Source organism: Streptomyces sp. B21-105 (assembly GCF_036898465.1).
GTDB lineage: Bacteria > Actinomycetota > Actinomycetes > Streptomycetales > Streptomycetaceae > Streptomyces.
This window is the reverse complement of record NZ_JARUMJ010000001.1, coordinates 3293056-3305198: the sequence shown is the minus strand read 5'-3', so window position 1 is coordinate 3305198 and position 12143 is coordinate 3293056. Positions and strand designations below refer to the sequence as shown.

Annotated in this window: 9 protein-coding genes; 8 read left to right on the top strand and 1 reads right to left on the bottom strand. The window is 71.5% G+C overall.

Features of this window, described 5'->3' with window-relative positions; translation table 11 throughout:
• Window positions 1–598 precede the first annotated feature (598 nt).
• The 6 genes from QA802_RS41565 to QA802_RS14865 all read left to right on the top strand — a co-directional run bounded on the left by QA802_RS41565 (window position 599) and on the right by QA802_RS14865 (window position 7187).
• On the top strand, window positions 599–1336 hold the full coding sequence (locus QA802_RS41565) for a ComEA family DNA-binding protein (RefSeq protein ID WP_443042111.1): 738 nt from the start codon (window positions 599–601) through the stop codon (window positions 1334–1336).
• A 113-nt stretch (window positions 1337–1449) separates the two neighbouring features.
• Entirely contained in the window at window positions 1450–4212 is a 2763-nt protein-coding gene (locus QA802_RS14885) for a ComEC/Rec2 family competence protein (protein ID WP_334534644.1), read from the top strand.
• Between the two features lie 4 nt (window positions 4213–4216).
• Window positions 4217–5167, top strand: a complete 951-nt coding sequence (locus QA802_RS14880; protein ID WP_334522278.1) for an arylamine N-acetyltransferase family protein — start codon at window positions 4217–4219, stop codon at window positions 5165–5167.
• A gap of 135 nt (window positions 5168–5302) precedes the next feature.
• Window positions 5303–5548 (top strand): hypothetical protein, encoded by a 246-nt coding sequence (locus QA802_RS14875; protein WP_319168444.1) that lies wholly within the window; start codon window positions 5303–5305, stop codon window positions 5546–5548.
• A gap of 54 nt (window positions 5549–5602) precedes the next feature.
• Entirely contained in the window at window positions 5603–6592 is a 990-nt protein-coding gene (gene holA, locus QA802_RS14870; RefSeq protein WP_319168445.1) for a DNA polymerase III subunit delta, read from the top strand.
• Between the two features lie 199 nt (window positions 6593–6791).
• Window positions 6792–7187: a nuclear transport factor 2 family protein gene (locus QA802_RS14865; RefSeq protein WP_334522273.1), complete on the top strand. Its 396-nt coding sequence runs from the start codon at window positions 6792–6794 to the stop codon at window positions 7185–7187.
• Between the two features lie 258 nt (window positions 7188–7445).
• Here QA802_RS14865 and rpsT read toward each other — a convergent pair whose 3' ends face one another.
• Window positions 7446–7712, bottom strand: coding sequence for a 30S ribosomal protein S20 (gene rpsT / locus QA802_RS14860; protein WP_057574704.1), 267 nt, complete (start codon window positions 7710–7712; stop codon window positions 7446–7448).
• A 220-nt stretch (window positions 7713–7932) separates the two neighbouring features.
• On the opposite strand from rpsT, the gene lepA reads away from it, so the two are divergent.
• Together lepA and QA802_RS14850 are read left to right on the top strand one after the other, a co-directional pair.
• Window positions 7933–9801 carry a translation elongation factor 4 gene (gene lepA, locus QA802_RS14855; protein WP_334522270.1) on the top strand — a complete coding sequence of 623 codons (1869 nt, stop codon included), beginning with the start codon at window positions 7933–7935 and terminating at the stop codon, window positions 9799–9801.
• Between the two features lie 357 nt (window positions 9802–10158).
• Entirely contained in the window at window positions 10159–12033 is a 1875-nt protein-coding gene (locus QA802_RS14850; RefSeq protein WP_334522267.1) for an AMP-dependent synthetase/ligase, read from the top strand.
• The last annotated feature ends 110 nt before the right edge of the window (window positions 12034–12143 follow it).

Here is a 12143-nt window from a genome sequence, read left to right as displayed (position 1 = left end):
CTACGCGACCAGTGGCCCCGGCCGCTCCCGCGGCTCCGACGGCCGTTCCCGCCGCCTTCGTCCACCTGGCGGCAGCCGGGCGGGACACCGTCACGCCTCGGCTGAGGAGAACCGCCGTCGAGCGCAGGCGTTGTTCACCGCGCGGGCCCGGGAGGCGGGAGCGCCCGAGAAGCCGGGGGTCGGACCGCCGGGCGGCGGCAGCACGGGCGACCGGGGCGGCGGAGGCAGCAGGCGGCCGGAATCCGGTGAGGGTGATGGTGGCAGCAGGCGGCCGGGGTCCCGTGAGGGCTGTGGGGTCAGCAGCCCGCCGGATTCCCTTGGGGGCGGTGCTGCCGGCGGCGGTGGTCCTGGGAGTGGCACGGGGAGTGCGCGTAGGGCGGACCGTGCGGCGGCACCGGGTCTCGGGGGTGGGGCACCGGCCGACGCCGAGAGCGCCGGCGCTGATGCCGTAGTCGTCCTCGCGAGCGGTGGGACGTCCGAGGGTGCCGTCGTCGCTGCGGACGGTGGTACGTCCGAGGCCGCGGGCCCGGCGTCACGGGCGGTCCGGTCGGTCCGGGCGGCGTGGTGGGAGCGGACGGGGCTTGCGCTGCGGGAGCGGATGCCGGTCTGGTTGCAGGCACGGTGCGGACTGGAGCGCAGGAGCGTGCTGGCGCTGACCGTACTGCTGGTCGCCGCCGCCGGCTTCGCCGTGCAGCACTTCTGGGCCGGAAGGGTCCAGCCGGTGAAGGTGCCGGAGGTGGTGCGAGCAGCGGCCCCCTTCGGGGCGGTGGAGGGCCGGCGGGGCTCGGTGGCTGGGGCGGCGGCTGAGCCGGAAGCGACCGACGGTCCACCCGGGCCGGGAACCGCGGGGGACGCCGGGAGCACGGGCGGCGCCGAGATCGTGGTGGACGTCAGCGGCAAGGTGCGCAAACCCGGGATCCACCGCCTCCCGGCCGGGTCGAGGGTCGTCGACGCGTTGGGCGCGGCCGGCGGGGTGCGGCCGGGCACCGACACCGACGGCCTCAACCGCGCCCGGTTCCTCGTGGACGGCGAGCAGGTCGTCGTCGGCGGCCCTCCGGTCGCCGTGGCCGGGGTGGCAGCGGGAGGAGCGGGTTCGGGATCGGCGAGGTACGGCGGCGCGGCAGGTCCGGGCGGTGGGCCCGCGGTGCCCGTGTCCCTCAACACGGCGACGGTCGACCAACTCGAGGCCCTGCCCGGTGTGGGACCGGTGCTGGCGCAGCACATCATCGACCATCGGGCGCAGCACGGCGGTTTCCGGTCGGTGGACGAACTGCGGGACGTCAACGGCATCGGGGAGCGGCGCTTCGCCGACCTGCGAAATCTCGTGCGGCCATGAGGCGGGCGCACGCTTCACGGACGATTCAAGGGCTCAGGAGCCGGGGCGGGGAGGAGGCCGAGGCCGCTGTGAGCGGTGTCCGGCCGGTGCCGGGCCGGCGCGGTCGGCAGGCCGTGCACGCCGACTCCGGAAAGCGGCTGGGCGACGCCCACCCGCGTCAGGAAGCGCCGTTGGATCTCCGGCTCGTGCCGCCCGCACTCGCGGCCTGGGCCACGGCCGCGCTCACGTTGGACGCGTCCACGGGGCTGGTGGGCGGCCTCGTGGTCGGCTGCCTGGCGGTCGCCGCGACCCTGCTCGTCGTGGGGAGGGGCGGGGACAGGAATGTGCCGGGCGCGTCGGCCCCTTGGAGCGCAAGGCCGCGTGCGACCGTCGGAGAGGTGGATGTCGCCGTCACGTCGGGTCGGCACGGGGCTTCGCCGCGCGTGGCGTCGCGGGAGGGGCGTGGAGCGGGCTTGTCGGGGCGTCGGACGGGTTCGCCGCCCGTCACCGTCGCGGATGCGGATGTGGGGTCGGGGGGTGCGGGCTTGTCGGGTCGGCGGAGGGTTTGGCCGCGTGTGACCGTCGCCGCCTCGCTGCTCTGTGTGGCCGCGGCCGCCGCGTCGGCCGGGCTGCACGGCACCGATCTGCGCCGCGGGCCGGTGCCGGCGCTGGCGGACAGGTACGCGAGCGTCACCGCGGAGGTCGAGCTCACCTCGGACCCACGGCTCACGCGCCCCCGGGTCAGAGGGGACCATGTGATGCCGGACTCGGTGCTGATCGAGGCGGAGGTGCGCAGGGTCGAGAGCGCTGGCCGGACGGCGGTGGCGACGCGGACGCCGGTCCTGCTGATCGTGGACGCCGGATCGCGCAGCGGAGACGGCGACCGACGGGCGGGGCCGGACGGGCGGGAAAAGTCTGGCGGCGCGCGAGGTCCTGAAGGGCGGGCCGAGGCTCCGTGGCTTGCGTTGTTGCCGTCCACCCGGCTGCGGGTGGCCGGGCGGCTCGCGCCTGCCCTGGCCCGAGGGGACCGGTTCGCGGCGGTGCTGCGGGTGCGGGATCGGGCGGCGCCGTCGATCGTGGGACGTCCCTCTGCCGCGCAGCGGTCGGCGGGGCGGCTGCGGGCCGGCCTGCGTGTGGCCACCGACGGCTTGCCGGCGGACGCCAGAGCGCTGCTGCCGGGGCTGGTGGTCGGGGACACCTCGAGGATCACGCCCGAGCTGGACGAGGCCTTCAAGGAGACGGACCTGGCCCACACTTTGGCCGTCTCCGGGAGCAACCTCACGATCATCCTCGCGCTGCTCCTCGGCCCGCCCGGCCTCGCCCAGCAGGTCGAGCGGCGTGGTTTGGCGCCCCGGCTGGGCGTCCCGCTCCGTGCGACCGCGGTGCTCGGCGGGGCGCTCACGCTCGGATTCGTGGTGGTGTGCCGGCCCGACCCCAGCGTGCTGCGCGCGGCGGCCTGCGGAGCGGTCGTGCTCCTGGCCCTGGTGACCGGCCGACGCAGGTCCCTCGTCCCGGCACTGGCGACCGCCGTGTTGCTCCTGGTGCTGTACGACCCGTGGCTGGCCCGGAGTTACGGCTTCCTGCTGTCCGTCCTCGCCACCGGGGCCCTGTTGACACTGGCGCCGCGTTGGAGTGCCGCACTGCGCAGGCGGCGGGTGCCGCCGAGGCTCGCCGAGGCGTTGGCGGCAGCCGGAGCCGCGCAGGCCCTGTGCGCACCGGTCGTCGCCGTGCTGTCGGCACGGGTGAGTCTGGTGGCGGTGCCCTGCAACCTCCTCGTGGAGTTCGCGGTCGCGCCCGCGACAGTGCTGGGCTTTGCGGTGCTGGCGACCGCGCCGGTGGCGATGCCGGTGGCCGAGGCACTGGCCTGGTGCGCAGGTTGGCCCGCCGAGTGGATCGCGGGCGTGGCCCGAACGGGCGCCGCACTGCCGGGCGCGGGAATGGACTGGCCGGGCAGTTGGGCCGGAGCCCTGCTGCTGGGGGTCGTCACGGCCGTGGCGGTGATGTCCGGGCGGCGGTTGTCGAGACATCCGTGGCTGTGCGTGGTCTGCGGGGCGCTGCTGCTGCTCGTGGTGGTGCGCCCGCCGCCGCTGACGCGGGTGCTCACGGGCTGGCCGCCGCCGGGCTGGCGGCTGGCGATGTGCGACGTCGGACAGGGCGACGCGACCGTTCTCGCGGCGGGCGACGGCGCCGGCGTGGTTGTGGACGCCGGTCCGGATCCGGCGCTGGTCGACCAGTGCCTGCGCACGCTCGGCGTCACCAGGGTACCGCTCGTCGTGCTGACGCACTTCCACGCCGACCATGTGGCCGGGTTGCCGGGGGTGCTGCGGGGCCGGGAGGTGGGGGCTGTCGAGACCACGGGATTCGAGGAACCCGTGGAGCAGGTGGAGTTCGTACGGAAGGAGGCGAGGGCGCGGAACATCCCCGTGGTGCGGGCCGTTGCCGGGGAACGGCGGCGGGTCGGCGCCCTGGAATGGGAGGTGTTGTGGCCTGCGCCGTTCCCGGCGCCGGAACCGGAGGGGCCGAACGACGCGAGTGTGACGCTGCTCGTGCGATCGGCCGGGCTGCGCATGCTGCTGCTGGGCGACCTCGAACCTCCGGCGCAGCGGGCGCTGTCGAGATCGCCGGCGGCGGCGCTGGTACGCGGAGTGGACGTGCTGAAGGTGGCGCATCACGGCTCGGCCTATCAGGACCCGGACCTCATACGGGCGGTGGCGCCCCGGCTGGCACTGATCAGTTGCGGCGCGGACAACCCGTACGGACACCCGGCGCCCAGCACGGTGGCGGCACTGCGTGCGGGAGGGGCGGCGGTGCTGCGGACGGACCGGGACGGGGCGCTGGCGGTCGTCGGAGGGGGTGGCGAGGGCGGGGGCGGGGAGTTGCGGGTGGCGCGAGACTGAGGGCATGAATCCCGCACAGCCGAAGGACGAACCGGCCCGGAACCTGGTCCCGCAGGACGCCGCCCGTCCCGTGGCCGCCCCTCCTCCCGACGACGGGCGGCACCAGGACGTCCGCTTTCCCGACGCTCGTTCGGTCGAGGCCTATCTCCACCGCCTCGGCCTCGAGGGCCCGCTCCCGCCTCCGACCGTCGGCATTCTCCGTGAGCTGCATCTGAGGCATCTGCGGGCCGTGCCCTTCGAGAACCTGTCGGTGCATTTCGGGGAGGAGATCGTGCTGGAGGAGAGGCGGCTGGTCGCGAAGGTCGTCGAGGCCCGGAGGGGAGGTTTCTGTTACGAGCTGAACGGGGCGTTCGGGGCCCTGCTGACCGCGCTGGGTTTCGAGGTCACCCTGCTGGCGGCGCGCGTGTACGGCGAAGAGGGCCGGCTCGGTGTCCCGTACGACCATCTCGCTCTGCTCGTCAGGACGGTGGACGGCGGGCAGTGGCTGGCCGACGTCGGGTTCGGGGCGCACAGCCACCACCCGCTCCGATGGCGGCAGGACGGCGAACAGGCCGACCCCGGTGGGACGTTCAGGATCGTCGAGGCCGGCCCGGAACCGGGCGGCGCGGGGGCAGGAGCCGGTGGGGTGACGCAGCCGCGGGACATGGACGTCGTGCGGGACGGTACACGGGTGTACCGGTTGGAGATGCGGCCCCGGGTGCTGGCGGACTTCGTGGCGGGAGCCTGGTGGCACAGCACCTCACCGGAGTCGCACTTCACACGGTCGCTGATCTGCTCGCGACTCACGGAGGACGGAGGGAGGATCACGCTCAGCGGACGCCGGTTCAAGACGACGTCCGCGGACGGGACAAGCGGAGAACGTGAACTGGAAGCCGACGTCGAGGTGTTGGGGGTGTATCGGGAGCGGTTCGGGATCGAGTTGGAGCGGGTGCCGACCGTTCTCGCGAGGAGGTAGTCCCCGGACCCCCCGGACCCCCCGGACCCCTGGACCCCTGGACCTCCGGCCCCCGGAGCCCTCGGTGGTCGCGTCGGACCCGGTGGGTCGGGCCGGGTGGGTCGGGGCCGGGTGCGTGTGCCGGAAAATGGTGCCGTGAGCGATGTGAGACATGTGCTGGTGCTGCCCGACCGTGACGCGGCGGAGGAGGTGGCTCAGGCGCTCGGGGAGCGGTTCGGCGTCGGCGAGGAGCCGAGGATCGTCCGCGACGCCCTGGCCGGGGAGGACGACGCGGAGGACGCGCAGTGGCTCGTCCTGCTGCACGACGAGGGCGGGCGGCTCGACGCGGCGGCGCTGGACGAGTTCGCGGCGGAGTGGGAGGGCTGGCGGGAGGAGCCGTAGGGTGCGTAGGCCGCGTAGGCCGCGTTGTCAGTGGCTCGTGGGATGCTTTCGGTGATGGCAAGGAAGACTGCGAATGACGACCCTCTCGCCCCGCTGACGCTCGCCGTGGGCCAGGAGGACCTCCTGCTCGACCGTGCCGTGCAGGAGGTGGTGGCCGCCGCCCGGGCCGCCGACGCCGACACGGACGTACGCGACCTCACCCCGGACCAGCTGCAGCCCGGCACGCTCGCCGAGCTGACCAGCCCCTCGCTCTTCGCGGAGCGCAAGGTCGTGGTCGTACGCAACGCGCAGGACCTGTCCGCCGACACGGTGAAGGACGTCAAGGGGTATCTCGGATCGCCCGCCGAGGAGATCACGCTCGTCCTGCTGCACGCCGGTGGCGCCAAGGGCAAGGCGCTGCTCGACGCCGCACGCAAGGCCGGCGCCCGCGAGGTGGCCTGCCCGAAGATGACCAAGCCGGCGGATCGGCTGGCCTTCGTCAGACAGGAGTTCCGGGCGACCGGCAGATCGGCCACGCCCGAGGCGTGCCAGGCGCTGGTCGACGCCATCGGCAGCGATCTGCGGGAGCTGGCCTCGGCGGTGTCCCAGCTGGTCGCCGATGTCGAGGGCACCATCGACGAGGCCGTTGTCGGCCGGTACTACACAGGGCGGGCCGAGGCGTCGAGCTTCACCGTCGCCGACCGGGCGGTGGAGGGGCGGGCCGCCGAGGCGCTGGAGGCGCTGCGCTGGTCGCTGGCCACCGGCGTGGCACCCGTGCTGATCACCAGCGCGCTCGCCCAGGGCGTGCGGGCCATCGGCAAGCTGTCCTCGGCGCGTGGCGGCCGTCCGGCCGACCTGGCGCGGGAGCTCGGCATGCCGCCCTGGAAGATCGACCGGGTACGTCAGCAGATGCGCGGCTGGACGCCGGACGGGGTGGCCGTCGCGTTGCGCGCGGTGGCCGAGGCGGACGCAGGAGTGAAGGGCGGCGGCGACGATCCGGAGTACGCCCTCGAGAAGGCCGTCGTGGCCATCGCGCGTGCGGCGCGGTCCGCGGGGCGCGGATAGCCGTCCCGTCCGCGTGCGTCACGCCGGCTGCCTTTTCATCCCGAGTGCCTCCAAGCCGGGCGCCTCATACCGTGTGCCTCACGCCGCAAGCCTTCACGCTCGTGGGGCCAGGGTGATCCAGTCGCCGTTCTTCCGCCGGGGAGGAGAATCGGACGTACCAGCCGCACATCGCCGGCGTATGCGAAAGGTGGCGTTCGACATGGCTGAACACCCGCACGCGGCACTCGTCCGTGAGGGATACGAGGCTTTCTCCCGCGGTGACATGGACACCCTGCGCGGGCTGATGACGGGGGACTGTACGCATCACGTGCCCGGTTCCCACTTGCTCTCCGGGGACTTCAAGGGCCTCGACGCGATCACGGACATGTACGGCAGGCTCTTCTCGGAGACGGCGGGGTCGATGCGCGTCGAGTTGCGCAACATCATGGTCGACGGCCGGGGGCACGCCGTCGCCATGCACCGCTTCACCGCGGACCGCAACGGCAAGCATCTCGAGGAAGACGGGTGCATCGTCTTCCGGGTCGTCGGCGACAAGATCACCGACCTCGACGAATGCGTCTCGGACATCGACAAGAGCAACGACTTCTGGTCGTGAAGGCCGATTGCCGGGTCGGGCTGAAGACCGGGTCGGGCTGAAGACCGGGCCACAGTGAGAGCCGGGCCATGCCGAAGGCCCCGGCTCCCGCCCTGGGGAAGGGCGGAGCGCCGGGGCCTTGCGGGAAAAGCGGTTCAAGCTGGTGAGCCCGTACCCGCGTGGCGAACGCAGGCCGCGTACAGGCATCGAGGGTGCCGGACGGGAGCGGATGAGAGGGCCCGCTGTGGTCCCTGCCGACGATCAGATCAGTGAAGCGGTTCAGCCCTTGAGGGACTCGACCTTGGAAGCAAGCGCCGACTTCTTGTTGGCGGCCTGGTTCTTGTGGATGACGCCCTTGGAGACGGCCTTGTCGAGCTGACGCGCGGCAGCGCGCTGGTACTCGGTGGCCTTCTCGGCGTCACCCGCGGCAGCGGCCTCGCGAGCCTTGCGGATCGCGGTCTTCAGGGAGGACTTGACGGCCTTGTTGCGCAGTCGAGCCTTCTCGTTGGTCTTGTTCCGCTTGATCTGGGACTTGATGTTCGCCACGAATGAGCCTTTTCAGGTTCAGGCACGGAGCCGCACGGGCTCGTACCAGGTGATTTCTTGGGGCGTGTCTCGCGCTGAGAGGGCATGAGACACAGCTGCCCAGACTAGCAGTGGCTGCCCGAGTGGCCCAAACCGGTCTCCGGTCGCCACCCGTGGGACCATGGAGCCTACGTATCGATCCGACCCGAGGCACAAGGCGCCTCAAGAGACAGGACCCTGCGTGCCCGCGACTCCTAACAATGTGCCCGAGCCGAGCCGTACCGACCCGGCTCTGATCCGTAATTTCTGCATCATCGCGCACATCGACCACGGCAAGTCCACGCTCGCCGACCGCATGCTCCAGCTGACCGGAGTGGTCGATCAGCGGCAGATGCGTGCTCAGTACCTCGACCGCATGGACATCGAGCGTGAGCGCGGCATCACGATCAAGTCCCAGGCGGTCCGGCTGCCCTGGGCCCCGACCGAGGACCCGGGCAGGACCCACATCCTCAACATGATCGACACCCCCGGGCACGTGGACTTCACGTACGAGGTGTCCCGGTCGCTGGCCGCGTGTGAGGGCACCGTCCTCCTCGTCGACGCCGCCCAGGGCATCGAGGCCCAGACTCTCGCCAACCTCTACCTGGCGATGGAGAACGACCTCAAGATCATCCCGGTGCTGAACAAGATCGACCTGCCGGCCGCCCAGCCCGAGAAGTTCTCCGAGGAGCTGGCCAACCTCATCGGCTGCGACCCCGCGGACGTGCTCAAGGTCTCCGCCAAGACCGGTCTGGGCGTCGAGGCGCTGCTGGACCGGGTCGTCGCCGACGTCCCGGCTCCGGTCGGCGTCCAGGACGCCCCCGCCCGCGCGATGATCTTCGACTCGGTCTACGACTCCTACCGCGGTGTCGTGACGTACGTGCGTGTCATCGACGGCCAGCTCAACAAGCGCGAGCGGATCCGGATGATGTCCACCGGCGCCACACACGAGCTGCTCGAGATCGGCGTGTCCGCGCCGGAGATGAAGTCGGCCGACGGCCTCGGCGTCGGTGAGGTCGGCTATCTGATCACCGGTGTGAAGGACGTCCGTCAGTCCAAGGTCGGTGACACCATCACCACGTTGCACAAGGGCGCGACCGAGGCCCTCGGCGGGTACAAGGACCCCAAGCCGATGGTGTTCTCGGGCCTGTACCCCCTCGACGGCTCGGACTACCCGGAGCTGCGCGACGCGCTCGACAAGCTCCAGCTCAACGACGCCGCGCTGGTCTACGAGCCGGAGACCTCCGCCGCCCTCGGCTTCGGCTTCCGCGTCGGCTTCCTCGGTCTGCTGCACCTCGACGTGATCCGGGAGCGGCTGGAGCGCGAGTTCGGGCTCGACCTCATCGCCACCGCGCCCAACGTGGTCTACCGGGTCGTGATGGAGGACGGCAGCGAGCACACCGTCACCAACCCGAGCGAGTTCCCCGAGGGCAAGATCAGCGACGTCTACGAGCCCGTCGTACGCGCCACGATCCTCGCGCCCTCCGAGTTCATCGGGTCGATCATGGAGCTGTGCCAGACCCGGCGCGGCACCCTGCTCGGCATGGACTACCTCTCCGAGGACCGGGTCGAGATCCGCTACACGCTGCCGCTCGCGGAGATCGTCTTCGACTTCTTCGACCAGCTGAAGTCCAAGACGCGCGGTTACGCGTCGCTGGACTACGAGCCCACCGGCGAGCAGGCCTCCAGCCTGGTCAAGGTCGACATCCTGCTGCACGGCGACAAGGTGGACGCCTTCTCGGCGGTCACCCACAAGGACGCCGCGTACGCCTACGGTGTGCGGCTCGTCGCCAAGCTGCGCGAACTCATCCCGCGGCAGGCCTTCGAGGTGCCGATCCAGGCGGCCGTCGGCTCCCGGGTCATCGCCCGCGAGACCATCCGCGCCATCCGCAAGGACGTCCTCGCCAAGTGCTACGGCGGCGACATCTCCCGTAAGCGCAAGCTGCTGGAGAAGCAGAAGGAAGGCAAGAAGCGGATGAAGATGGTGGGTTCCGTGGAGGTTCCGCAGGAGGCCTTCATCGCCGTCCTGAGCAGTGACGACAGCGCGGGATCCGGCAAGGGCAAGAAGTAGCCGCGCCGTAGGCCGGTGTGCAGGGCGTACCGAGGGCCCGTCGTGCTGTAGCGCGACGGGCCCTTTGGCTGTACTCAGGAGAAAGTGACTGCCCGGAGACCCTTACGCGCTGGCCAGTCGCCCTTTACTCTGATGCCTGCTCGGTAGTTACTCATGAGTTAAACAACAGCTGAGCCGAACAACAGCTGAGCCGAACACAGCCGCCGTTCAGCACGCTGCCGTCCAGTACACCGTCGTCCAGTTACACCGCCGTCCAGCACAGCCGTCGTCAACAAGAGCCGTCGTCAACAGCAGCCGCGCGTCGAACGACGCCGCATCGAGCCAGCCGCCGCACCGTCGCGGGCCCCGGAGGATGTCGTGAGCGACACACAGACACTGATCGAGAACCGTCCGCCGTCCGTCGCGGGCCTCTTCCTGGAGCGCGTGGCGGCCACGCCCGACGCGGAGGCCTATCGCCACCCCGTGCCCGCCGCGTCCGGCGAGGGACCCGACGCCTGGAAGACGCTGAGCTGGGCGCAGGCCGCCGAACGGGTCTACGCGATCGCGGCCGGCCTCATCGAGCTCGGTGTGCGGTCCGAGCAGCGCGTCGCACTCGCCTGCTCCACGCGCCTCGAGTGGATCCTCGCCGACCTCGGCATCATGTGCGCCGGGGCCGCCACCACCACCGTCTACCCGCAGACCAACGCCGACGAGTCCGCGTTCATCCTCTCGGACTCCGAGAGCCGGGTGCTGATCGCCGAGGACGCCGCCCAGCTCGCCAAGGCGGTCGAGAAGCGCGCCGAGCTGCCCGACCTCACCCATGTGGTCGTGATCGACCCGGCCGGCGTGGAGACCGCCGACTGGATCCTCACCCTGGACGAGCTCGAGAAGCGCGGCGCGGCCCGGCTGGAGAAGGAGGCCGGGCTGATCAAGGAGCGGGTCGCCGCGATCACCTCCGACCAGCTCGCCACCCTCATCTACACCTCCGGCACCACCGGCCGTCCCAAGGGTGTGCGTCTGCCGCACGACAACTGGTCGTACATGGCGAAGGCGATCGCCGCGACCGGCCTGGTCGGCCCCGATGACGTGCAGTACCTGTGGCTGCCGCTCGCGCACGTCTTCGGCAAGGTGCTCACTTCCGGCCAGATCGAGGTCGGCCACGTCACCGCCGTCGACGGCCGCGTCGACAAGATCATCGAGAACCTGCCGGTCGTCCGGCCGACGTACATGGCCGCCGTGCCGCGCATCTTCGAGAAGGTCTACAACGGCGTCGCCGCCAAGGCTCGCGCGGGCGGCGGGGCCAAGTACAAGATCTTCCAGTGGGCCGCCGAGGTCTCCCGGGAGTACGCCAAGGCCGCCCAGGACAACTTCCGGCGCACCGGCAGCGCGTCCGTCCCCTTCGGGCTCGGCGCCAAGCACAAGGTCGCCGACGCGCTCGTCTTCGCCAAGATCCGCGAGGCCTTCGGCGGCAACCTGCGCGCCTGTGTCTCCGGGTCGGCGGCCCTCGCGCCGGAGATCGGTTACTTCTTCGCCGGCGCCGGCATCCACATCCTCGAGGGCTACGGCCTGACGGAGTCCTCCGCGGCCTCCTTCGTCAACCCGGGCGAGGCCTACCGCACCGGCACGGTCGGCAAGCCGCTGCCCGGCACCGAGGTGCGCATCGCCGACGACGGCGAGATCCTGCTGCGCGGCCCCGGCATCATGGAGGGTTACCACGGGCTCCCCGAGAAGACCGCCGAGGTCCTCGAGGCCGACGGCTGGTTCCACACGGGCGACATCGGCGAACTGTCGCCCGACGGGTACCTGCGGATCACCGACCGCAAGAAGGACCTCATCAAGACGTCCGGCGGCAAGTACATCGCGCCCGCCGAGGTCGAGGGCCAGTTCAAGGCGGTCTGCCCGTACGTCTCCAACATCCTCGTGCACGGGGCCGACCGGAACTTCTGCACGGCGCTCATCGCCCTCGACGAGCCGTCCCTCCTGGACTGGGCGAAGGACAACGGCCTGGCCGGAAAGTCGTACGCGGAGGTCGTGGCCGCGCCCGTCACCGTCGAGCTCGTCGACGGTTACGTCAAGCAGCTCAACGAAGGCCTCCAGCGCTGGCAGACCATCAAGAAGTTCCGGCTGCTGCCCCGCGACCTCGACGTCGAGCACGGCGAGATCACGCCCAGCCTGAAGCTCAAGCGGCCGGTCGTGGAGCGGGAGTACAAGCACCTCATCGACGAGATGTACGCCGGATCGCGCGAGGCGTAGTTTCGGGTGAGGTGCAGCTCGGGTGAGGTGCAGCTCGGACGAGGCGTAGTTCGGGCGAGGCGTAGTTCGCGCGTGTCGCGGGCGCCACGCCGGTGAGAAGTGGAGGGGTG